Origin of the sequence: Prosthecodimorpha hirschii (assembly GCF_001305515.1) — a bacterium.
In the GTDB taxonomy this organism is placed as follows: Bacteria; Pseudomonadota; Alphaproteobacteria; order Rhizobiales; family Ancalomicrobiaceae; genus Prosthecodimorpha; species Prosthecodimorpha hirschii.
This window is the reverse complement of the sequence record NZ_LJYW01000001.1, coordinates 3,138,869-3,158,497: the sequence shown is the minus strand read 5'-3', so window position 1 is coordinate 3,158,497 and position 19,629 is coordinate 3,138,869. Positions and strand designations below refer to the sequence as shown.

Here is a 19,629-nt window from a genome sequence, read left to right as displayed (position 1 = left end):
GACGGAAAAACGGGATTCGGCGACGCATGCTGAAAGTCTTCCATCATCCCTTTTCGGCCGCCTCGCGCTTCGTGCGTCTGGTCGCCGCCGAATACGGGATCCAGACCGAATATGTCGTCGAGCGGCCCTGGGACCGGCGCCGCGAATTCCTGCTCATGAACCCGGCCGGGACTCTGCCGGTGATGAGCGAGAATGGCGGTCCGCCGATCTGCGGCGCCGCGCCGATCATGGAATATATCGACGAGACCCGCGGCTACGCGATGGCCGACCGGCGGCTGATGCCGAACCATGCCGAGGTGCGCGCCGAGGTGCGCCGGCTGGTCGAGTGGTTCCTGATCAAGTTCGAGGGCGAGGTCACCGGCTATCTCGTCAACGAGAAGATCTACAAGCTCGAAATGCCGCGCGAGGCCGGCGGCGGGGCGCCGGATTCGGCGGTGCTGCGCGCCGCCCGGGCCAATGTCCGCCACCATCTGAAATATGTCGGCTATCTCGCCGGCACCCGCGACTGGCTCGCCGGTCCGAAGCTGACCTTCGCGGATCTGGCTGCCGCCGCGACGCTGTCCTGCGCCGACTATCTCGGCGAGATCGCCTGGGACGACGACGAGCAGGCCCGCCATTGGTACAGCCGGATCAAGTCGCGGCCGTCCTTCCGGCCGATCCTGGCTGACAGAATCCTTGCCATCCCGCCCGCGCCGCATTACGCCGACCTGGATTTCTGACCCTTTCGATCCGAGCCGGGCCCCATGCCGACCGAGAAGCCCTTCGTCATCGCCATCGACGGCCCCGCTGCGGCCGGCAAGGGCACCCTCGCCGAGCGCCTCGCCGGGCATTACGGCCTGCCCTATCTCGATACCGGCCTGCTCTACCGCGCCATCGGCCGGCTGATGGCCGATCGCGGCTTCGACCTGGACGATGCCGTGCTGGCCGGCCAGATCGCCGAGGCGCTCGATCCGGAAGACCTGAAGCATCCCGGCCTGCGCGGCCGCGAATCCGGCGAGCTCGCCTCGCGCGTCGCCGTCCACCCCTCGGTGCGCGAGGCGCTGGTCGCCTTCCAGCGCGGCTACGCCACCCGCATGCCCGGCGCGGTGCTGGACGGACGCGACATCGGCACCGTGATCTGCCCGGAAGCCGACGTGAAGATCTACGTCACCGCCTCGCCGGAGGTGCGCGCGCGCCGCCGCACCGACGAACTGGCCGCCAAGGGCCGCACCGTCGACTACGAGCGCATCCTCGCCGAGGTGCGCGAGCGCGACGCGCGCGATTCGGGCCGCCCGACCGCCCCCCTGAAGCCCGCCCCCGACGCGGTCCTGCTCGACACCAGCCATCTCGACCGCGACGGCGCCTTCGCGGCCGCGACCGCGATCATCGACGGCCGGCGCGGCTGACGCTCCGGAATTCAGCGAAAGCCGCGGCCGGCCACGCGATTTGACCGCTCTAGCGCGACGGCTCGCCTTGCCGAGACCGGCCGAAAGGGCTATAGCAGCCCACGTTTTCCGAGCGAGCCGGTCCGTTTCCGCGGGCCGGCGCCTGCCATGGGCAGGACAGTGCCTGGGCGGGACGGGGGTTCGAACCCTACCGATCCGCCCGTCTTGGTGCCGGACCACACAGGAATACGGTCTCGACCCGCCGCTCGCCGGCGCCGGCTCGACGGGCATGCCCGTCGGCGCTCCTCCGCCCGTCGCGGGGAGCCGAGCGGTTTCGGGACCGCCGTGCAACTTCGAACCCCAGCCGGCGCACATGGCCGTGACGGCGGCACCAGGAGCGTTAATGTCTCAACTCAACCCCTCCCGCGAGGATTTCGCGGCCCTTCTCGAAGAGTCCTATACCGGCGGCGAGCTGTTCGAAGGCACCGTCGTCAAGGGCACCGTCGTCGGCATCGAGAAGGATCTGGCGGTCATCGACGTCGGCCTGAAGGTCGAAGGTCGCGTTCCGCTCAAGGAATTCGGCGTCCAGGCGCGTGACGGCCAGATCAAGGTCGGCGACATCGTCGAGGTCTATCTCGACCGGGTCGAGAATGCGCTCGGCGAAGCGGTCATCAGCCGCGAGAAGGCGCGCCGCGAAGAGAGCTGGCTGCGCCTCGAGGAGGCCTTCAACAAGAACGAGAAGGTCACCGGCGTGATCTTCAACCAGGTCAAGGGCGGCTTCACGGTCGACCTCGACGGCGCCGTGGCGTTCCTGCCGCGCTCCCAGGTGGACATCCGTCCGGTCCGCGACGTCGGCCCGCTGATGCACATCAACCAGCCCTTCCAGATCCTCAAGATGGACAAGCGCCGCGGCAACATCGTCGTCTCGCGCCGGACCGTCCTGGAAGAGACCCGCGCCGAACAGCGTTCCGAGCTCGTCCAGAGCCTGCAGGAAGGCCAGATCGTCGACGGCGTGGTCAAGAACATCACCGACTACGGTGCGTTCGTCGACCTCGGCGGCATCGACGGCCTGCTGCATGTCACCGACATCGCGTGGCGCCGCATCAATCATCCGAGCGAGGTCCTCTCGATCGGCCAGACCGTCCGGGTCCAGATCATCCGCGTCAACCCGGAAACCCACCGCATCTCGCTCGGCATGAAGCAGCTTGAGGCGGATCCGTGGGATGGCATCGCCGCCAAGTATCCGGTCGGCACGAAGTTCTCCGGTCGCGTGACCAACATCACCGACTACGGCGCCTTCGTCGAACTGGAGCCGGGCATCGAAGGCCTGATCCACGTCTCCGAGATGTCGTGGACCAAGAAGAACGTCCATCCGGGCAAGATCGTCTCCACCTCCCAGGAGGTCGAGGTCATGGTGCTCGAGGTCGATCCGGTCAAGCGCCGCATCTCCCTCGGCCTCAAGCAGACCCTCGCCAATCCGTGGGAAGTCTTCGTCGACAAGTACCCGATCGGGACCGTCGTCGAGGGCGAGGTCAAGAACAAGACCGAGTTCGGTCTGTTCGTCGGCCTGGATGGCGACGTGGACGGCATGGTCCACCTGTCGGATCTCGACTGGAACCGTCCGGGCGAGCAGGTCATCGAGGAATTCCGCCGCAGCGACAAGATCAAGGCGGTGGTGCTCGATGTCGATGTCGAGAAGGAGCGCATCTCCCTCGGCGTCAAGCAGCTTGCCGGCGACCCCTTCGAGAAGGCGGGCGACCTGCGCCGCGGCGCGATCGTCACCTGCGAAGTGACCGACGTGAAGGATTCGGGCATCGAGGTGAAGATCGTCGATACCGAGTTCACCACCTTCATCAAGCGCTCCGAGCTCAGCCGTGACCGTGCCGAGCAGCGCCCCGACCGCTTCGCCGCCGGCGAGCGCGTCGATGCGCGCGTGGTCCAGTTCGACCGCAAGACCCGCAAGGTCCAGGTGTCGATCAAGGCCCTCGAAGTGGCCGAAGAGAAGGAAGCGATCGCGCAGTTCGGCTCGTCCGAATCCGGCGCCTCGCTCGGCGACATCCTCGGCGCCGCCCTCAAGGCGCGCCAGGACGACCGCTAGTCCCCAGCCCGGCACCGCTCCGGCGGTGCCGACCCGGACCGATCCTCAGACCCGCGCCGGGCGACCGGCGCGGGTCTTCTGCATTCGAGGGAGCGCGCTGCGGCTCTTGCCGCCCGTGAGGCGGGCTGGTACCCCTGGCCACCCAAGGAGACCGCCATGCATCTCGATCCGGACGTTGTCCTCGACCGGCGCCGCCTGAAGCGGAAGATCGGCTTCTGGCGCATCGCCGCCTTCCTGGCCGCCGGCGCCGCGCTGGTGGTCGGCCTGACCGAAGCCGGCACGATCAAGAATTTCGCCCAGCAGTCGACCCCGCATGTGGCGCGCATCTCGATTTCCGGCTTCATCCGGCCGGACCGCAAGTTCCAGGAAATGCTGGAGCGGATCGGCAAGTCGACCTCCGTCAAGGGCGTGATCGTCGAGATCAACTCGCCGGGCGGCGCCACGTCGGGCGGCGAGGCGCTCTACGAGGGCCTGCGCGAACTCGCCAAGAAGAAGCCGACCGTCGCCCATGTCGACAGCCTGGCGGCGTCGGCCGCCTACATGGCCGCGCTCGGCACCGACCGGATCATCGTGCGGCGCAGCGCCCTGACCGGTTCGATCGGCGTGATCGCCCAGTGGGCCGACGTTTCGGAACTGCTCGCCAAGGTCGGCGTCAAGTTCGAGGAGGTGAAGTCCTCCCCGCTCAAGGCCGAGCCGACCCCGTTCAAGCCGGTCAGTCCCGAGGCCCGCGCCGCGGTCGACCGGATGATCCAGGACAGCTACGGCTGGTTCGTCGGCCTCGTCGCCGAGCGCCGCAGCCTGGGGCCGGACGAAGCCAGGCGGCTGGCCGACGGGCGCGTCTTTACCGGCGCGCAGGCGCTCGACGCCAAGCTGGTCGACGAGCTCGGCGGCCCGGAGGCCGCCCGACGCTGGCTGGAGACGGCCAAGGGCGTCGACAAGGATCTCCCCGTCCGGGACTGGAAGCCGCGCGACGACAAGTTCGGCTGGGATCTGGCGCAATCGGCCGTGACCGCCGCGACCCGCGGCGTGCTCGTCGGGCTCGGTATGGAAGATGCCGCACGCGGCGGCGCCGCGCTTGACGGTCTGACCTCCGTTTGGCACCCTGAAGGCTTGAAAAATTGAGGAAATCCCGGGGGGATGGATCGATGATCAAGTCCGAACTGGTGCAGCGCCTCGCCGAACGCAACCCGCATCTCTACCAGCGCGATGTCGAGCACATCGTCAACGCCGTCCTGGACGAGGTCGGACACGCGCTGATGCGCGGGGATCGGGTCGAACTGCGCGGTTTCGGCGCCTTTTCGGTCAAGAACCGCCCCTCGCGCACCGGCCGCAATCCGCGCACCGGCCAGAAGGTCGCGGTGACCGAGAAGTACGTGCCCTTCTTCAAGACCGGCAAGGAGATGCGCGAGCGTCTCAACGACGGTGTCGATCTCGGCGACTGACCGACCGATCGGCCGCGAATCGGCACGGCCGTGACCGAAGCCGCCGCGACCGGAAGCCTCGGCTCCGGTCGTCGGGGCAGTGGGCCGGGGGGTCCACGCAGGCCGGTGGCCGGCCGATTGGCCGGATGGTGAACCGGACGTTAATGAGGGTCCGCGGCGCTATCGCCGCCGGTCCGGACCCGGGGAGACGTGAATGTCGCGAATTCTGTGGTGGCTCGTCGGGGTGCCGGTCGGCATCGTCCTGGTGGCCTTGGCGGTGGCCAACCGTGCGCCGGTCAAGCTGTCGCTCGATCCGTTCCGCCCCGATGCTCCGGCGCTGTCGGTCGAACTGCCGCTCTATCTGATCTTCTTCGCCGTGCTGATGATCGGCGTGGTCATCGGCGGCGTCGCCGTCTGGCTCAACCAGGGTCGCCATCGCCGGTCCGAGCGGCGCCTGCGCGCCGAGACCGAGCGGCTCCTGGGCGAACGCGAGGCGTCCGCAGAGCGCGACCGCGAGGCACGCCGTGCCGCCCTGGCGCTGTCCGGCCCCGGCCGCCGCGCGGCCTGAAGCGCAATCGGGGCGCCCGCCGACCGGACGCGCCGCCGGACCCGCAGTGCCGGATCCGCAGTGCCGGGCGCGCCACAGCCGGCCGCCCGACCTTCATCCTGAATGGCGCCATCCGCTCGTTCGGCCGGATGGCGTCGCCGTTTCCCCCGCTGGTCAGAGGTTCCCATGCGCGTCGTCGAGGCCGAGGAAGTCGGCCGCCTGCTGGTCTATCCCGATCTGGTCGATGCCCTGGAGGCCGCCTTCCGCGGCCAGGTGGTGACGCCGGTCCGCCATCACCATCCGGTCGCCCGCGCCGGCGAGCCGGACGCCATGCTGTTGCTGATGCCGGCCTGGGACGACGTTTCGACCGGCTTCGACGGCGATCCGATGATCGGCATCAAGATCGTCAATGTGGTGCCCGGCAATGCCGAACGCGGCAAGGCCAGCGTGGTCGGCAGCTATCTACTGATGTCGGGGGTGACCGGCGAGCCCGTCGCCATGATGGACGGCTCGCGGCTGACGCTGCGCCGGACCGCCGCCGCCTCGGCGCTGGCCGCCCGCACGCTCGCCCGGCCGGACGCCGCACGGCTGGTCATGGTCGGTGCCGGCGCGCTGGCTCCGCATCTGATCGAGGCCCATGCCAGCGTGCGCCCGATCCGCGAGGTCGCGGTCTGGAACCATCGGCCCGAGAAGGCCGTCGCGCTGGCCGAAAGCCTGGCCGGCCGGCCCTATCGCGTCACCGCCGTCACCGATCTCGCCGCCGCGGTGGCCGAGGCCGATATAGTCTCCGCCGCGACGCTGTCGTCCGAGCCGGTCATCCGCGGCGCCTGGCTGAAGCCGGGCAGCCATGTCGACCTGGTCGGCGCCTTCACGCCGGCCATGCGCGAGAGCGACGACGAGGCGGTCCGCCGGGCGCGCGTCTTCGTCGACACGCGCGGCGGCGCCCTCAAGGAGGCCGGCGACATCGTGCGCCCGATCGCCGACGGCGTGATCACGGCCGCCGACGTGGTCGCCGACCTGTTCGATCTCTGCCGCGGCACCGATCCGGGACGCCGCGGCGCCGACGAGATCACGCTGTTCAAGTCGGTCGGAACCGCACTCGAGGATCTCGCGGCGGCGCGGCTGGTCTGGTCACGCGTCGCCGGCGCCTGACGGCGCGCCGGCGTCCGGCTGTTCGGGCATCGGCACCGGCGTCATCGCCCCGAAGGCTGCCCCGTTCACGTCGCGCAGGATGGCGATCCGCCCGACGCCCGGGACATCCCAGGGGGCGCGGAGCACCTGTCCGGCGGCGGTCGCGACCGCGCCCGCGGCGGCATCGATGTCGGAGACCGACAGATACGGGAACCAGTGTTCCGGGATGCCGTCGAATTCGGCGCCGCTCATGGTGAAGATGCCGGCGACCGGCCGGCCGTCGACCTTGGCCAGCCAGTAGGTCCCCTCCGGCATGGCCATCGGTTCGAAGGTCCAGCCGAGCAGCGCGGCATAGAAGGCCTTCGCGCGCTCGGGGTCGCGGGTGTTGAGCTCGTTCCAGACGAAACTGCCGTGCGTGTCCATGTCATCCCTTCGCGGTGGGTCGGCCGCGGAGCCTGCGCTCCGGCCGAGGGCCGTCCGTTCGGTACCCCCCAGGCAGCAGCATGGCGGGGATCATGACACGACGATGGCGATCAGTTTCTTCCGGTGCTGTCGGCGGGCGAGCGGGCCGCTTCCGCGGCCGCCAGGATGGCGCCGACGAAGGCCGCGCTCATCACGACCAGCGGGGCGGTCATCGAAGCGCCGGGCTGTCCGGCGATCGCCGGCAGGGCGAGGATCAGCGACACGGTGCCCAGAAGGCCGGCCGTAAGCCCGATCAGGGCGGCCCGGCGCGACGGCGCGGCGGTAGCGGCGAGCGGACGAGCCTCGGGCATTTCGGATCTCCGGTTCCAACCCGACGAGCCTGCGACCGCAAGCCTTAACAAAGCGTAAGCGGCGCCCGCCGCCCCTTGCCATGCCGGCCCGCGACGCGATACTGCGCGCTCACGAAGAGGGGCCCGGCGGACGGGTCGAGGGGAGCCCCGCCCATGATCCTGACCGAGTCCCTGCCGCTGTTCTTCTTCGGCTCGCTGCGCGACGCGGACCTGTTCGCGCTGGTCGCGGGCCGGCCCTTCGCGGATTTCGCGATCCGGCCGGCGGCCATGGCCGGCCACCGGGCGCGACGGGCCGACGGCGAGGCCTATCCGGTGCTCGCCGCCGAACAAGGCCATCGGGCCGGCGGACTGCTGGTCGACCTCCCCGACCCGACCGTGATCGCGCGCATCGCCTTCTATGAAACCACCGACTACCGCCTCGCCGAGACCGAGGTCCTGACGGCCGCCGGACCGGTGCGGGCGCAGTTCTTCGAATCGACCGGGCTTCTGGCCGCGACCGAGGAGACCTGGTCGCTGGAGCGCTGGCAGGCGACCGCCAAGCCGTTCGCGCTCGCCGCCGCCGAACTGGTCATGGACCATTTCGGCCGCGTCCCCCACGAGGCCTCGGCCGATCTGTGGCCGGACGTCTATGCGCGCGCCGCCGCCCGGCTCGGCGCCAACCGCCGCACCGGCTGAGCCGCGGCCGAACCGGCCCCGGAGGGCAAAGCCGGCCCCAGCGCGGCGGTTTGCGCCCGTCGCGCCGGTCCGTAGAAGCCCGCAAGGCCCGCCGCACCGTCCGGTCGGGGCTGGATTTCCCTGTCATTCCAAGCCTCGATCCTTCGTAGCGCGACCAAAGTCTGCAACGCGCGCTTATGGACTGGCCGGCCCAAATGCCCATAATGCCGGCCGAAACCGAGCAATCGGACGGCCATGACGGGACCGGCTTCGGTCGCCGTCCGTGAAAAATCTTCTTGGGAGGTGGCTTATGTCGGACAACGTGTTCCCGGTGCCGGAAGCAGTCGCCAAGGCGGCCTTGGTCGACGACGCGAAATACAAGGCCATGTACGAGCGGTCGGTGACCGATCCGAATGGCTTCTGGGGCGAGCAGGCCCAGCGCATCGACTGGATCAAGCCCTTCACCAAGGTCAAGAACACGTCCTTCGATCCGCACAACGTGTCGATCAAGTGGTTCGAGGACGGCGAACTGAACGTCGCCGCCAACTGCGTCGACCGCCATGCCGCGACCCGGCCGAACCAGACGGCGATCATCTGGGAAGGCGACGACCCGGCCGATTCCAAGCACATCACCTATGCGCAGCTGAAGGACGAAGTCAGCCGCTTCGCCAACGTGCTGAAGGCGCGCGGCGTCAAGAAGGGCGACCGCGTCACCATCTACCTGCCGATGATCCCCGAGGCCGCCTATGCGATGCTGGCCTGCGCGCGCATCGGCGCGGTGCATTCGATCGTCTTCGGCGGCTTCTCGCCGGACAGCCTGGCCGGCCGCATCGAGGATTGCGGCTCCGCGGTGGTGATCACCGCCGACGAGGGCCTGCGCGGCGGCCGCAAGGTGCCGCTGAAGGCCAATGTCGACGCCGCGCTGAAGAAGATCACCGGCGTCGAGACCGTGCTGGTCGTCCGCCGCACCGGCAGCGCGATGGACATGACCGCCGGCCGCGACATCTACTACGACGAGGCCGCCGCCGCCGTCTCGGCCGATTGCCCGGTCGAGCCGATGAATGCCGAGGATCCGCTGTTCATCCTCTACACTTCCGGCTCCACCGGCAAGCCGAAGGGCGTGCTGCATTCGACCGGCGGCTATCTGGTCTATGCGTCGATCACGCATGAACTGGTGTTCGACTATCATCCCGGCGAGGTCTACTGGTGCACGGCCGACGTGGGCTGGGTCACCGGGCACAGCTACATCGTCTACGGCCCGCTCGCCAACGGCGCCACCACGGTGATGTTCGAAGGCATTCCGACCTATCCGTCGCCGGCCCGCTTCTGGGAGGTGGTCGACAAGCACCAGGTCAACATCTTCTACACCGCCCCGACCGCGATCCGCTCGCTGATGGGCGCCGGCGAAGGCCATGTGAAGAAGACCTCGCGCGCCAGCCTGCGCGTGCTCGGCTCGGTCGGCGAGCCGATCAATCCGGAAGCCTGGGTCTGGTACTACAACGTGGTCGGCGACGCGCGCTGCCCGATCGTCGACACCTGGTGGCAGACCGAGACCGGCGGCATCCTGATCACCCCGCTGCCCGGCGCCACCGCCCTGAAGCCCGGTTCCGCGACGCGGCCCTTCTTCGGCGTGCAGCCGGCCGTGGTCGATGCCGAGGGCAACATCCTGACCGGCGCGACCGAGGGCAACCTGGTCATCCTGGACAGTTGGCCGGGCCAGATGCGCACCGTGTTCGGCGATCACGAGCGCTTCGTGCAGACCTATTTCTCGGCCTACAAGGGCACCTACTTCACCGGCGACGGCTGCCGGCGCGATGCCGACGGCTACTACTGGATCACCGGCCGCGTCGACGACGTGATCAACGTCTCCGGCCACCGCATGGGCACGGCGGAAGTCGAGAGCGCGCTGGTCGCCCATCCGAAGGTCGCCGAAGCCGCCGTGGTCGGCTATCCGCACGACCTCAAGGGCCAGGGCATCTACGCCTATGTCACGCTGATGACCGGCATCGAGCCGACCGAGGAGCTGCGCAAGGAGCTGGTCGCCTGGGTGCGCAAGGAGATCGGCCCGATCGCCTCGCCGGACCTGGTCCAGTTCTCGCCGGGCCTGCCGAAGACCCGTTCGGGCAAGATCATGCGCCGCATCCTGCGCAAGATCGCCGAGGATTCCTTCGACAGCCTGGGCGACACCTCGACGCTGGCCGATCCGGGCGTGGTCGACGACCTGATCGAGAACCGGCAGAACCGCAAGGTCGGCTGACCGATCCGCATCATCGCTGGAACGACCGAGGCCCCGGGCGCGATCCCGGGGCCTTCGTGTGTGTGGAGGTCCGCCCGGCCGCAATTCCGTCCATCTCGGCCGCTTCCCTGCGGCGGGGGCAAACGGAAGGCATTGCATGATCCCGGCCGTCCTGCGCCTCGCCGCCGCCCTCCTGACCGCCACGCTCGCCCTGTCGCGCCCGCTGGCCGCCCCTGCCCCCGCCCTGGCCGACGACCGCTGCCGGTCCGAGACGGCCGATGCCGTGCGGCTGACGGTGTGCACGGTCGATCTCGCCCGCGACAACCTGCGCCTGTTCTGGGCGGACGCCGAGGGCCGGCCCTACGGCTCGTTCCGATCGCTGGAAGCCGATCTCGAGCGGCAGGGCCTGCGCCTCGCGCTCGCCGTCAACGGCGGCATGTATCATGCCGATCTCTCGCCGGTCGGGCTCCATGTCGAGAACGGCCGGCCGATGCGGACGGCCAGCACCGCCGACGGACCCGGCAATTTCCATCTGAAGCCGAACGGTGTGTTCTGGATCGACCGGGGCCGGGCCGGCATCAGCGAGACCGGCCAGTTCCTGGCCTCCGGGCTGAAGCCGCAATTCGCCACCCAGTCGGGGCCGATGCTGCTCCGGCGCGGCGCCCCGCACCCGGCCTTCCGGGCCGGCTCCGACAGCCGCAAGATCCGCAACGGCGTCGCCGTGCTGGACGGAACGCGCGTGATCCTGGTCAAGGCCGAGACGCCGATCAATTTCCACGACTTCGCAGAGCTGTTCCGCGACCGCTTCGGCGCGACCGACGCCCTGTTCCTCGACGGCACCATCTCGGCCGTGCATTGGCCGGCGGCGGGTCGGTCGGACACGTCCTATCCGCTCGGGCCGATCCTCGGCGTCGTCGAGACGCGGCGCTGATGGCGGCCGGCCAATCCGATCTCGGGCCCGGCCCGGCGCCGGCCGAACGATGGGCCGGGAGGATCGCAGGAATGCGCCAGCAAGGCTGACGTTTTCGCTCCATGCGGGCAAGTCGATGTCGGGCCCGACCCCGCATTCCTTCGTCGACATGCCTCCGGCGGTCCGTTTTCGCGAATGCCGTCGCCGCAATCGTTAAAATTCGCGAAGAAGTTTCCTTGCATTGGCGGCGCGACGTGGCACTCTTGGAGGATCGCGAACGGGAGTGGATCATGGCACGCTGCAAGGACAGCCTCCGTGACGGCATCTTCGAGCCGGCGCAACTCGCCGACATCGAGATCGCATTCCTCAAGGCGGAGCGGCATATCCGCCGCTCCGGCACCGCGTTCGCGCCGACGGTAGACCGGCGGGAGCTGGCCCGGCGGATCGTCTCGGAAGCCCGCGACGGCGAGACCCAGCCCGACCTGCTGTGGCGGGCCGCCGTGGCGCGCATGCTGGTCGAACACAGGGTCTGCGGCTGACCGCCCGGCAGGAAACCCATCGCGGGGCCATCGATCGCGGAGCGATCGTCGAGGGACACGGGAAGCCGGCGATTCGTGACCGCAATGCGGGCGCGATTTCGCCGTCCCGACCGATGCGGGCCGGGCAGAACCGGGTCAGTTGACGCGCGCTTCCGCCGTCTCCCGGAACGCCGTCCATTTGCCGCTGCAGCCCATCATGTCGACGCGCCAGATGCCGGCGCCCGATCGCCCCTTCAGGCGGCCCGAGACGTCGGCGCGCGCCAGGCTCTGGCGAATGTCCAGCGCGATGCGACCGTCGACGCCGACGCCGCCCGAGATCGCCGCCGTCTCGCTGCCGCCGGCCGGCTGGATCCGGCCGTCGCGGATCGCGACCTTGGCCTGGTAGCTGCGGTCGCAGGACCCGCTCTCGGTGACCAGGCTGACCGCCCATGTCCCGTCATAGCCGGCGGGCCGGCTGCCGGCTGCGGCCGGGGCGATGCCACCGGCCAGCGCGGCCATGACCAGGAGTCGTGTGTTCATGTCTGTCCTCATCCCTTGGGCCCGCCTCGGCCCTGGGGCCCGGACGCCGGGTCCGGGCCGATGGTGTGTCGCGGGCGCGTGCTGATCGCCGGGACAGCCGTTTCGGCCGACCTGACATGAACGCCGAACGGGACGGATCCGATCCAGATGACGGGTCATCCGCATCGGATTTCGATGGATCCGGCCTGTGTTCGGAAGGTTGAGATCGGACCTCGCCGACCGTCTCACGGCCACCCGGGCGGCCCGCTTCAGGCTCTGCCGTATCCTGCAGCACGGTTCGACCAAACACGCATGTGCTTCAAGATACGGTTCGATCAAACACGCGTCCGTTTAGGCATACGGTTCGACCGAACACGCACCCGTTCCAGCGTCCGGCTCGATCAGTCTTGCGCTCGTTGCTGGACCATGACCTGACGGATGAACTTGGCCTCATTGAGGCCCATTTGGGACAGACTTCGGCATGACCGCCCTTCTACTGAAGCGCGGCCGTGCCGACAATTTCAGCACGATGGCCACGACCTGACATTGTCCCGGCCCGGTGCGACGCCCCATAGTCCGAGCGACCCGCGAGTGAGACGAGGTGTCGCATGCAGCAGGAAAAACCGGAACCAGACGAAGGCGATGCGCCGTCGGCATCGACGCTGATCGGCGAAGCCGAGGCGGCCCTGCGGCGCAACGTGGACGATCTCGCGGAGGCGGCCCGGACGCTGGGCCATGCCGGCATCGCCGAATTTCAGGATCTCGCCGCGAGCCTCGACGTGATCGGACGGCGTCTGGCCATGTCGGATCCGATCCATCCCGAGGGACGCGATTTCCGCGTCCGGCTCGCCGCCCATCTCGACACGCTCCGGGAAAGCCTGGACGACCTCCTGGCCGAGATGGCGTCGGTCAGCCGGGAATCGGGCTCTCAGGCGAAGTGATCTTGCGCCCGGCATCGGGAGCCGACGCCGGACGCGGGGAGACTTTGCCGGCAGCCGCCCCACCGGCCGGCTGCCGCGAAAGAGCAAAGCCGATCGGGCCTGCCCGGCCGGCCATGCCGACCTTACAGCGCGGTCTTTTCGGCCGGCGGGCGGTCGAGGGTGCGGTCGATCTGCTTCGAAATCTGGGTGCCGGCATCGCGGACATGCCGCCATGCCTCCTTGGTGTAGGCGCCGTCATACTGGATGGCGTCGTAGCCGATCGCGACGGCCAGGAGAAAGAACACGAATCCCAAACGCATGGCTCGATCCCTCGGGCGCTCGACGCCGGACGGGACTTCCCCGGCGGCGCGCCAGCCTGTGACGGTTCCGGCGTGCCCGCAGAGACGCCGTCGGCGGCTCACTGACCGCCCAGTCCAAGCCATAACGTGCGGTAAGCCATCCGGTTCCGCAACCAGCCGCATGAGTCCGAGCGCCCGGAGGCGGCGCGATCGCCGGGATCGGCGCGCCGTTTCGGCGTCGGGACGGCCGATCAGGCCCGCGGACGCCGGGCCAGGAGCGCGCCCAGGGCGACCAGGAGCCAGCCGGCGATCATGGTCGAGCCGCCGAGCGGGGCGGCATTGGGAAAGAGCCGCGTGCCGTGAAAGGCGCGCAGCGCCAGGTCGCCGGCGAAGAGCAGGCTGCCCAGGGCGAGCACGAAGCCGGCGAGCGCGATCGTGCGCGACCGGAAGCCCATGCCGAGCGCCGCGAGGGCCGCCAGTCCCGCGCCATGGGCGACCAGCAGCAGGCTGGCCGGACCGAGCCCGGCGGCGGCGGCGGCGTCGCCACCCGGCACGCCGCGCGTCGCGAGATGGCTCGCCGCGGCCGCCAGCGCCACACCGGTGGCGCCGAGACATCCGGCGAGGAAGAGATGCAGGCGGGCGATCGGCGGCATGGCGGGGGTCTCCGTTCGGGCGCCGGACTGTGGCCCCGCGGCCCGGCCACGGCAAGCGCCGGACATGGGCCCCGACCCGCCGGCCGCCGCGGGCGACGGCAATCGGGGGATCGGCCGTCGGGCACCGGCGGGGTTCGCCGCCGCCGCGGACGGCAGGCCGGCAACCCGTCCGGATGAAGACGCCTACGCAGTGATCCGGAGCCGTTTGCTGATCGAAACTTGATCGAAAGCGGTGCGCGATGCCGCGACCTCGGTCATTGAACAAGCCGGACCGCCGCTTTAGTGTCCCCTCGCCGTCTGACGCGCCTCCGGGCCGGAGGACGGCGCTCGGAATGCGGCACCCTGCAGACCGCGCCCGCCGGAGGCATGATGGCCCTGATCGACTATGCCAACCCGACCCGCTTCCTGGGTCTGGTGGAGAAGCTCCTGCCCTGGCTCGGTGCGCTTGCCGCGCTGCTGATCGCCGTCGGCCTCGGCCTCGTCTTCGGCATCGCGCCGGACGACTACCAGCAGGGCGCGACGGTCAAGATCATGTTCATCCATGTGCCGGCCGCCTGGCTGTCGATGTTCGGCTATTCGATCATGGCCGCCTCGTCGCTCGGCACGCTGATCTGGCGCCATCCGCTCGCCGACGTTTCCGCCAAGGCCGCCGCCCCGGTCGGCGCCGCCTTCACCTTCGTGTGCCTGGTCACCGGCTCGCTCTGGGGCAAGCCGATGTGGGGCACCTGGTGGGAGTGGGATGCCCGGCTGACCTCCGTCCTGGTCCTGTTCATCATGTATCTCGGCCTGATCGCGCTCTGGCAGACGCTGGAGGATCCGATCAAGGCCGGCCGCGCGGCCGCCGTGCTGACGCTGGTCGGCATCGTCAACATTCCGATCATCAAGTTCTCGGTCGACTGGTGGAACACCCTGCACCAACCCGCCTCGGTGTTCCGGCTCGGCGGCCCGACCATCCATCCCTCGATGCTCTGGCCGCTGCTCGTTACCGCGCTCGGCTTCACGGTGCTGTTCGTCACGCTGCACCTGATGGCCATGCGCAACGAGATTCTGCGCCGGCGCATCCGCACGCTGCGGATGCTGCAGGCCTCGGCAGTGGCGGGGTAGACCGATCATGGCAGGTCTCGGGCCCCATTGGGGCTTCATCGTCGCCGCCTATCTGGTCACCGCCGTGGTGGTGCTCGGTCTGATCGTCTGGATCCGGGCCGACCTCGCGGCCCAGCGCCGGATCCTGAAGGATCTCGAGGCGCGCGGCCTGCGCCGGCGCTCGGATGCGGCCAAGGCGTCCGCGCCTGCGGAGGCGGCCATGCCCGCGGAGGCGGAATGACCACCGAGCTTCAGCCCGAACCGCCGGTTCCGGCCCGCCGCCCCTGGCTGGTCGCCCTGCCGCTGGTCGTCTTCGCCGCCATGGCCGGCCTGTTCGCCTATTTCCTGGTGCTGAAGCCGCGCGACGCCTCGGAAATCCCGTCCGTGCTGATCGACAAGCCGGTGCCGGACTTCGCGCTGGCGCCGCTCGGCGGGCTCACCCGCGACGGCGCCGCCGTGCCGGGGCTGACCAGCGCCGACCTGAAGGGCCGGGTGACCATCGTCAATGTCTGGGCGTCGTGGTGCGTGCCGTGCCGGCAGGAGCACCCGATCCTGAACGAGATCGCCAAGGACCCGCGCGTCCGGCTGGTCGGCATCAACTACAAGGACGAGCCGGAAAACGCGCTGCGCTTCCTCGGCCAGCTCGGCAATCCCTTCGCGGCCGTCGGCACCGACCAGAAAGGCCGGGCGGCGATCGACTGGGGCGTCTACGGCGTGCCGGAGACCTTCCTGGTGGCCGCCGACGGGCGGATCGCCTACAAGTTCATCGGCCCGCTCAGCCCCGAGGGCTATGCCGCGAAGCTCGAACCCGAAATCCGGAAGGCGATCGCCCGCCGCTGAGGGCCCCGGCGCCGCGCCGATCACGCGATCGGGGCCATGCCCACCGGACTGTCGGGGCTGCAGAAAGGGACGGGCTGCAAAGACGGGCGGGCCGCAAGAAAAGGGGCGGCCGGGAGGAGGCATCATGGCGGTGGAGGATTTCGAGACCGGAGCCCCGACGGCGTCACGTTTCCGGCGCTCCGTCCCGGACGGCGACACGGTCGAGCGCAATGTCTGCCGCGATTGCGGCTTCGTCGCCTACGAGAATCCGAAGCTGGTCGTCGGCAGCGTGGTGCGCGCCGGCTCCGCGATCCTGCTCTGCCGCCGCGCGATCGAGCCGCGGCGCGGCTACTGGACGCTGCCGGCGGGCTATCTGGAACTCGGCGAGACGCCCGAGGACGGCGCGCGCCGCGAGGCCTTCGAGGAGGCCGGCGCCGAAATCCGGCTGCATGCCCTGCTGGCGGTCTATTCCGTGCCCCGGATCAGCCAGGTGCAATTGATCTATCGGGCCGAACTGGCCGGTCCCTTCGCGGCCGGCCCGGAAAGCCTGGAGGTGCGCCTGTTCGAGCCGGACGAACTGCCCTGGTCTGAGCTGGCCTTCCCGTCGGTGGAATGGGCGCTCGAACACGAACAGGCGGTCCGGTCCGGCACCGCGCCGGCGCCCTTCGTCAATCCGGCCGGCGAGACCGGCGAACGCTTCCGCGGCCGGCCGGCCGGCTTCGGCCCCGCACAACCGCCCGAGCCGGCCTGAGCGGGCAGACCCCATCGGCAGACGGCGGCGCCGGCACCCGGAAGCACCGGGCCGATCGGCGCCGGCCATCCGTCCCGCAGACAACAGAAAACCCCGCCGCTTGGGGCGGCGGGGTCTCGTGGCCGGAAGGCGGGGGGCTGATGTGCCTGGCCGGACCAGCGAGGCTGAAGGCCTGCGATCAGTAGCAGACCTTGACCTTGTAGGCGTGATGGCCGCGATACTTCACCTTCCAGCGGCAGCCCGGATAGCCGTAGCCGTAATAGGCCGGATAGCCCCACGGACGGACGACGACCTTGCCGCCATGCCAATGGCCGTGATGGCCGTGCCACTTGTGACCGCCGTGATGGCCGTTGTGCTTCCAGCCGGCTTCGGCCGTGGTGGTCGTGACCGGGACCGTCGCGAGCGCGAGGCCGGTGGCAGCGGCAAGGCCGAGAACGAGTTTCTTCATTTGCTGTCTCCCATCGCCATGGCGACCTGTTCAATGACCGGTCGCGCATTTGATGTGAGCAACAATAGTCCATATGCGTGAACTTGCCCTGATGGCGTCGTTCATCTACCGTTCATTTCATAGTGAGCGATGAATATCGGGTTACCGCGTTCCAGAAATAAAGACGAAATCGCGGCAGTTTTTGCGAATACAGGTGAAATTGCGGATCGTTCATTGCCGTATAGCGAAGAGGCCTGATCCGACCGGGCAGCACCCGGTCGGATCGGCGCGCGCCTTGGCGATCAGTAGCAGAAGGTCTTGGTCTTCCAGACCGGGCCCCAGGGGGTGTAGACCAGCTTCGGCTTGCTGACGCAGCCGCCGCCGTAACCGCCATAGTAGCCGCCGTAGGCCGGGCCGTAGTAGCCGCCGTAATAGCCGCCGTAGTAGCCACCCCCGCCGACCTTGATGACGACCTTCGCCTCGGCGGCGGAGGTGGCGGCGATGGTGCCGGTGGCGAGGGCGGCGGTGGCGGCGAGGGCCATGAGGGTCTTGCGCAGCATGTTCGTTTCTCCCGTTTCGGTGGATCGTCTCTCGATCCCTGATGACGCGAGATTGCCCTCCGGCCCTTGAACCGGTGGTGAGACCGCCATTTAGAATCCGTACATTTTCGTGGCGGCCGATCACGAGACCGTGAGCCCCGCCCGGGTCCTTCGATCGCGGCGCCGGCGGCGAATCGCCGGTCGCGTTCCGTGCCGGCGCCGGCATGGGCCGCCCTCCGCACCGCGCGGGCCGACGCGGCAGTGCATGGCGGCCTTGCATTCCGCTCGCCGCCCGGGCGGGCTAAACCGGCCGTCGCCCCATCGCCGCTGCGGCTTTCGTTGCGGCTTTCGGCGCCGGCAACGGCCGCCCAACGATCCGGCTTGGTTAAAGGCCCCTTAACCGGTCCGACCTAGTCTTCCTCCGACAAGGGATTGCTAACGATGTCCGCCCCCGCCGCCACGACCGCCCATCCGACCGCGCCGCGCTCCGCCGAGACCGCGGGCGGCACATTCGTGTCGCCCTTCCAGCGGCTGGCCACGCTGCTCGAAGGCCGCGCGCCGGGCCGGCCGCCGATCGTGATGGTGGTCGGCGAGCCGCGCCATCCGGTCCCGGATTTCGTCGGACCCGCGTTGCAGCGCGAGATTGCCGGCTTCGGCCGCTATCCGGCCATCCGCGGCACCGACGCCTTCCGCGAGACCGTCGCCGGCTGGCTCGGCCGGCGCTACGGGCTCGACGGCCGGATCGATCCGGCGACCATGATCCTGCCGCTCAACGGCTCGCGCGAGGGCCTGTTCTTTGCCGCCCTCGAGGCGCGGATGAGCTCGGCCAAGGCGGTCGCCAACCCGGCCATCCTGATCCCCAATCCGTTCTATCAGGCCTATGCGGCCGGCTGCGTCGCCGCCGGTTGCGAGCCCGTCATGGTTCCGGCGACCGCCGAGACCGGCTTCCTGCCCGATCCGGCGGCGCTCGACGCGGATCTGCTGGCCCGCACGGTGGCGATGTTCTTCGCCTCGCCGGCCAATCCGCAGGGGGCGGTCGTCTCGCGCGCCGGCTGGCTCGACCTGATCGCGCTGGCCCGCCGGCACGACTTCATGCTGCTCGCCGACGAGTGCTATTCGGAAATCTACCGCTCGGTCCCGCCGGCCGGCGTGCTCGAAGCCGCCGCGACCACCGCGGAGGGTTTCGACCGGGTCGTCGCCTTCAACTCGCTCTCCAAGCGCTCCAACCTGCCCGGCCTGCGCTGCGGCTTTGCCGCCGGCGACCCGGCCTTCCTGGCGCGCTGGACGCGCTTCCGCAACATGGCCGCCCCGCAGGTGCCGGAGCCGGTCCAGGCGGTCGCGGTCGCGGCCTTCAGCGACGAGGCCCATGTCGAGGCCAACCGGCGCCTCTACAACGCCAAATACGCGGCCGCCGAGCGCATCCTCGGCCCGGTCTTCGGCCCGGTCACGCCGGAGGGCGGCTTCTTTCTGTGGCTCGACGTGACCGGCCTCGCGGAGGACGGCTTCGATGCCGGCGAGGCCGCCACCTTGCGGCTCTGGCGCGAGGGCGGCGTCCGGGTCGTGCCGGGCAGCTATCTCGCCGCACCGGGCCGGGACGGAACCAATCCCGGCGCCGATTTCCTGCGCGTCGCTCTGGTGGACGACCTGCCGGCCACCGAGGACGGGCTCAGCCGTATTGCCGACATTCTGCATCCGGCCCTGAGGGGCCGAACGAGGGCTTGAGACCATGCGGTCATCGCGTACCGAAGCCTCCCTGCCGATGGATACCGACCTGCGCCAGATCGTGACGCGCAATCTGGCCGGTCTTCTCGGTATCGGCGTGCTGGCCGTCACGGGTGCCGTGGCGGTGGCGCTGGCGAGCTGGTCGGTGACCGATCCGAGCTATTCGAACGCCACCCAGGCCGTGCCGCGCAACCTGCTCGGCCGGCCGGGGGCGATCGTCGCCGATCTCACCTTCCAGCTGATCG

The 19,629-nt window shown here is 69.6% G+C and carries 25 protein-coding genes; 18 read left to right on the top strand and 7 right to left on the bottom strand.

The annotated features are described in order from the left end of the window. The first annotated feature begins 26 nt into the window (after window positions 1–26). From ABB55_RS13790 to lhpI, 7 genes are all read left to right on the top strand, one after another. Entirely contained in the window at window positions 27–719 is a 693-nt protein-coding gene (locus tag ABB55_RS13790) for a glutathione S-transferase family protein (RefSeq protein WP_054359320.1), read from the top strand. A gap of 24 nt (window positions 720–743) precedes the next feature. Beyond that, window positions 744–1,385, top strand: coding sequence for a (d)CMP kinase (gene cmk, locus ABB55_RS13785; RefSeq protein ID WP_054359319.1), 642 nt, complete (start codon window positions 744–746; stop codon window positions 1,383–1,385). Window positions 1,386–1,767: 382 nt separating this feature from the next. Continuing rightward, complete coding sequence (gene rpsA / locus ABB55_RS13780; protein ID WP_054359318.1) at window positions 1,768–3,462, top strand: 30S ribosomal protein S1; 1,695 nt, start codon at window positions 1,768–1,770, stop codon at window positions 3,460–3,462. Window positions 3,463–3,618: 156 nt separating this feature from the next. Further along, a complete protein-coding gene (gene sppA, locus ABB55_RS13775; protein WP_054359317.1) occupies window positions 3,619–4,584 on the top strand; it encodes a signal peptide peptidase SppA in 966 nt (321 codons plus the stop codon). A gap of 23 nt (window positions 4,585–4,607) precedes the next feature. Continuing rightward, on the top strand, window positions 4,608–4,904 hold the full coding sequence (locus ABB55_RS13770; RefSeq protein ID WP_054359316.1) for an integration host factor subunit beta: 297 nt from the start codon (window positions 4,608–4,610) through the stop codon (window positions 4,902–4,904). Window positions 4,905–5,097: 193 nt separating this feature from the next. Then, entirely contained in the window at window positions 5,098–5,451 is a 354-nt protein-coding gene (locus tag ABB55_RS13765) for a lipopolysaccharide assembly protein LapA domain-containing protein (protein ID WP_083463605.1), read from the top strand. Between the two features lie 165 nt (window positions 5,452–5,616). Then, window positions 5,617–6,582, top strand: coding sequence for a bifunctional Delta(1)-pyrroline-2-carboxylate/Delta(1)-piperideine-2-carboxylate reductase (gene lhpI, locus ABB55_RS13760; RefSeq protein WP_054359315.1), 966 nt, complete (start codon window positions 5,617–5,619; stop codon window positions 6,580–6,582). Here lhpI and ABB55_RS13755 read toward each other — a convergent pair. Both ABB55_RS13755 and ABB55_RS13750 read right to left on the bottom strand, forming a co-directional pair. After that, window positions 6,562–6,984: a VOC family protein gene (locus ABB55_RS13755; protein ID WP_054359314.1), complete on the bottom strand. Its 423-nt coding sequence runs from the start codon at window positions 6,982–6,984 to the stop codon at window positions 6,562–6,564. The genes lhpI and ABB55_RS13755 overlap by 21 nt on opposite strands. Window positions 6,985–7,094: 110 nt before the next feature. Beyond that, window positions 7,095–7,334: a hypothetical protein gene (locus ABB55_RS13750; RefSeq protein ID WP_054359313.1), complete on the bottom strand. Its 240-nt coding sequence runs from the start codon at window positions 7,332–7,334 to the stop codon at window positions 7,095–7,097. A gap of 153 nt (window positions 7,335–7,487) precedes the next feature. Between ABB55_RS13750 and ABB55_RS13745 the strand changes: the two genes are divergently transcribed. The 4 genes from ABB55_RS13745 to ABB55_RS13730 all read left to right on the top strand — a co-directional run bounded on the left by ABB55_RS13745 (window position 7,488) and on the right by ABB55_RS13730 (window position 11,673). Then, window positions 7,488–8,009, top strand: coding sequence for a gamma-glutamylcyclotransferase family protein (locus tag ABB55_RS13745; protein ID WP_054359312.1), 522 nt, complete (start codon window positions 7,488–7,490; stop codon window positions 8,007–8,009). A 289-nt stretch (window positions 8,010–8,298) separates the two neighbouring features. Then, the gene (gene acs / locus ABB55_RS13740) at window positions 8,299–10,245 is read left to right on the top strand and encodes an acetate--CoA ligase (RefSeq protein WP_054359311.1); all 1,947 of its coding nucleotides are present in this window, start codon (window positions 8,299–8,301) and stop codon (window positions 10,243–10,245) included. Window positions 10,246–10,381: 136 nt separating this feature from the next. Beyond that, window positions 10,382–11,155, top strand: a complete 774-nt coding sequence (locus ABB55_RS13735; protein WP_054359310.1) for a phosphodiester glycosidase family protein — start codon at window positions 10,382–10,384, stop codon at window positions 11,153–11,155. A 269-nt stretch (window positions 11,156–11,424) separates the two neighbouring features. After that, window positions 11,425–11,673: a hypothetical protein gene (locus ABB55_RS13730; protein WP_054359309.1), complete on the top strand. Its 249-nt coding sequence runs from the start codon at window positions 11,425–11,427 to the stop codon at window positions 11,671–11,673. Window positions 11,674–11,808: 135 nt separating this feature from the next. Here the strand turns inward: ABB55_RS13730 and ABB55_RS13725 are convergent, their stop codons facing one another. After that, window positions 11,809–12,192 (bottom strand): hypothetical protein, encoded by a 384-nt coding sequence (locus tag ABB55_RS13725; RefSeq protein ID WP_054359308.1) that lies wholly within the window; start codon window positions 12,190–12,192, stop codon window positions 11,809–11,811. 587 nt (window positions 12,193–12,779) lie between these two features. On the opposite strand from ABB55_RS13725, the gene ABB55_RS13720 reads away from it, so the two are divergent. Continuing rightward, a complete protein-coding gene (locus tag ABB55_RS13720; RefSeq protein WP_054359307.1) occupies window positions 12,780–13,112 on the top strand; it encodes a hypothetical protein in 333 nt (110 codons plus the stop codon). A 122-nt stretch (window positions 13,113–13,234) separates the two neighbouring features. Here ABB55_RS13720 and ABB55_RS30375 read toward each other — a convergent pair whose 3' ends face one another. Continuing rightward, a complete protein-coding gene (locus ABB55_RS30375) occupies window positions 13,235–13,411 on the bottom strand; it encodes a hypothetical protein (RefSeq protein ID WP_160321234.1) in 177 nt (58 codons plus the stop codon). A gap of 230 nt (window positions 13,412–13,641) precedes the next feature. Further along, window positions 13,642–14,043 (bottom strand): DUF423 domain-containing protein, encoded by a 402-nt coding sequence (locus ABB55_RS13715; protein ID WP_054359306.1) that lies wholly within the window; start codon window positions 14,041–14,043, stop codon window positions 13,642–13,644. Window positions 14,044–14,412: 369 nt separating this feature from the next. On the opposite strand from ABB55_RS13715, the gene ABB55_RS13710 reads away from it, so the two are divergent. The 4 genes from ABB55_RS13710 to ABB55_RS13695 all read left to right on the top strand — a co-directional run bounded on the left by ABB55_RS13710 (window position 14,413) and on the right by ABB55_RS13695 (window position 16,696). Further along, on the top strand, window positions 14,413–15,147 hold the full coding sequence (locus ABB55_RS13710; protein ID WP_054359305.1) for a heme ABC transporter permease: 735 nt from the start codon (window positions 14,413–14,415) through the stop codon (window positions 15,145–15,147). A 7-nt stretch (window positions 15,148–15,154) separates the two neighbouring features. Then, window positions 15,155–15,367, top strand: a complete 213-nt coding sequence (gene ccmD / locus ABB55_RS13705; protein ID WP_054359304.1) for a heme exporter protein CcmD — start codon at window positions 15,155–15,157, stop codon at window positions 15,365–15,367. After that, window positions 15,364–15,966 carry a DsbE family thiol:disulfide interchange protein gene (locus ABB55_RS13700; protein WP_054359303.1) on the top strand — a complete coding sequence of 201 codons (603 nt, stop codon included), beginning with the start codon at window positions 15,364–15,366 and terminating at the stop codon, window positions 15,964–15,966. Before ccmD ends, ABB55_RS13700 begins: the two co-directional genes overlap by 4 nt. A gap of 124 nt (window positions 15,967–16,090) precedes the next feature. Further along, window positions 16,091–16,696, top strand: a complete 606-nt coding sequence (locus ABB55_RS13695) for an NUDIX hydrolase (protein WP_054359302.1) — start codon at window positions 16,091–16,093, stop codon at window positions 16,694–16,696. Window positions 16,697–16,874: 178 nt separating this feature from the next. Here ABB55_RS13695 and ABB55_RS13690 read toward each other — a convergent pair whose 3' ends face one another. Both ABB55_RS13690 and ABB55_RS13685 read right to left on the bottom strand, forming a co-directional pair. Continuing rightward, the gene (locus tag ABB55_RS13690) at window positions 16,875–17,144 is read right to left on the bottom strand and encodes a hypothetical protein (protein ID WP_054359301.1); all 270 of its coding nucleotides are present in this window, start codon (window positions 17,142–17,144) and stop codon (window positions 16,875–16,877) included. 281 nt (window positions 17,145–17,425) lie between these two features. Further along, entirely contained in the window at window positions 17,426–17,683 is a 258-nt protein-coding gene (locus ABB55_RS13685; RefSeq protein WP_054359300.1) for a hypothetical protein, read from the bottom strand. 420 nt (window positions 17,684–18,103) lie between these two features. On the opposite strand from ABB55_RS13685, the gene ABB55_RS13680 reads away from it, so the two are divergent. Continuing rightward, window positions 18,104–19,384 carry an aminotransferase class I/II-fold pyridoxal phosphate-dependent enzyme gene (locus ABB55_RS13680; RefSeq protein ID WP_083463604.1) on the top strand — a complete coding sequence of 427 codons (1,281 nt, stop codon included), beginning with the start codon at window positions 18,104–18,106 and terminating at the stop codon, window positions 19,382–19,384. Between the two features lie 4 nt (window positions 19,385–19,388). Further along, on the top strand, window positions 19,389–19,629 hold a 241-nt coding region (locus ABB55_RS13675; RefSeq protein ID WP_152982260.1), incomplete at its 3' end, for a DNA translocase FtsK 4TM domain-containing protein.

Bases quoted from the DNA above. Each gene is read 5' to 3' on its own strand.
- ABB55_RS13715 (WP_054359306.1), bottom strand. From the start codon at position 14,043: ATGCCGCCGATCGCCCGCCTGCATCTCTTCCTCGCCGGATGTCTCGGC.
- ccmD (WP_054359304.1), top strand. From the start codon at position 15,155: ATGGCAGGTCTCGGGCCCCATTGGGGCTTCATCGTCGCCGCCTATCTG.
- rpsA (WP_054359318.1), top strand. From the start codon at position 1,768: ATGTCTCAACTCAACCCCTCCCGCGAGGATTTCGCGGCCCTTCTCGAA.
- ABB55_RS13720 (WP_054359307.1), top strand. From the start codon at position 12,780: ATGCAGCAGGAAAAACCGGAACCAGACGAAGGCGATGCGCCGTCGGCA.
- ABB55_RS13770 (WP_054359316.1), top strand. From the start codon at position 4,608: ATGATCAAGTCCGAACTGGTGCAGCGCCTCGCCGAACGCAACCCGCAT.
- ABB55_RS13735 (WP_054359310.1), top strand. From the start codon at position 10,382: ATGATCCCGGCCGTCCTGCGCCTCGCCGCCGCCCTCCTGACCGCCACG.
- ABB55_RS13745 (WP_054359312.1), top strand. From the start codon at position 7,488: ATGATCCTGACCGAGTCCCTGCCGCTGTTCTTCTTCGGCTCGCTGCGC.
- ABB55_RS13710 (WP_054359305.1), top strand. From the start codon at position 14,413: ATGGCCCTGATCGACTATGCCAACCCGACCCGCTTCCTGGGTCTGGTG.
- ABB55_RS13765 (WP_083463605.1), top strand. From the start codon at position 5,098: ATGTCGCGAATTCTGTGGTGGCTCGTCGGGGTGCCGGTCGGCATCGTC.
- ABB55_RS13680 (WP_083463604.1), top strand. From the start codon at position 18,104: ATGTCCGCCCCCGCCGCCACGACCGCCCATCCGACCGCGCCGCGCTCC.
- ABB55_RS13750 (WP_054359313.1), bottom strand. From the start codon at position 7,334: ATGCCCGAGGCTCGTCCGCTCGCCGCTACCGCCGCGCCGTCGCGCCGG.
- acs (WP_054359311.1), top strand. From the start codon at position 8,299: ATGTCGGACAACGTGTTCCCGGTGCCGGAAGCAGTCGCCAAGGCGGCC.
- ABB55_RS30375 (WP_160321234.1), bottom strand. From the start codon at position 13,411: ATGCGTTTGGGATTCGTGTTCTTTCTCCTGGCCGTCGCGATCGGCTAC.
- ABB55_RS13725 (WP_054359308.1), bottom strand. From the start codon at position 12,192: ATGAACACACGACTCCTGGTCATGGCCGCGCTGGCCGGTGGCATCGCC.
- ABB55_RS13700 (WP_054359303.1), top strand. From the start codon at position 15,364: ATGACCACCGAGCTTCAGCCCGAACCGCCGGTTCCGGCCCGCCGCCCC.
- lhpI (WP_054359315.1), top strand. From the start codon at position 5,617: ATGCGCGTCGTCGAGGCCGAGGAAGTCGGCCGCCTGCTGGTCTATCCC.
- ABB55_RS13790 (WP_054359320.1), top strand. From the start codon at position 27: ATGCTGAAAGTCTTCCATCATCCCTTTTCGGCCGCCTCGCGCTTCGTG.
- ABB55_RS13690 (WP_054359301.1), bottom strand. From the start codon at position 17,144: ATGAAGAAACTCGTTCTCGGCCTTGCCGCTGCCACCGGCCTCGCGCTC.
- ABB55_RS13685 (WP_054359300.1), bottom strand. From the start codon at position 17,683: ATGCTGCGCAAGACCCTCATGGCCCTCGCCGCCACCGCCGCCCTCGCC.
- ABB55_RS13695 (WP_054359302.1), top strand. From the start codon at position 16,091: ATGGCGGTGGAGGATTTCGAGACCGGAGCCCCGACGGCGTCACGTTTC.
- cmk (WP_054359319.1), top strand. From the start codon at position 744: ATGCCGACCGAGAAGCCCTTCGTCATCGCCATCGACGGCCCCGCTGCG.
- ABB55_RS13755 (WP_054359314.1), bottom strand. From the start codon at position 6,984: ATGGACACGCACGGCAGTTTCGTCTGGAACGAGCTCAACACCCGCGAC.
- ABB55_RS13730 (WP_054359309.1), top strand. From the start codon at position 11,425: ATGGCACGCTGCAAGGACAGCCTCCGTGACGGCATCTTCGAGCCGGCG.
- sppA (WP_054359317.1), top strand. From the start codon at position 3,619: ATGCATCTCGATCCGGACGTTGTCCTCGACCGGCGCCGCCTGAAGCGG.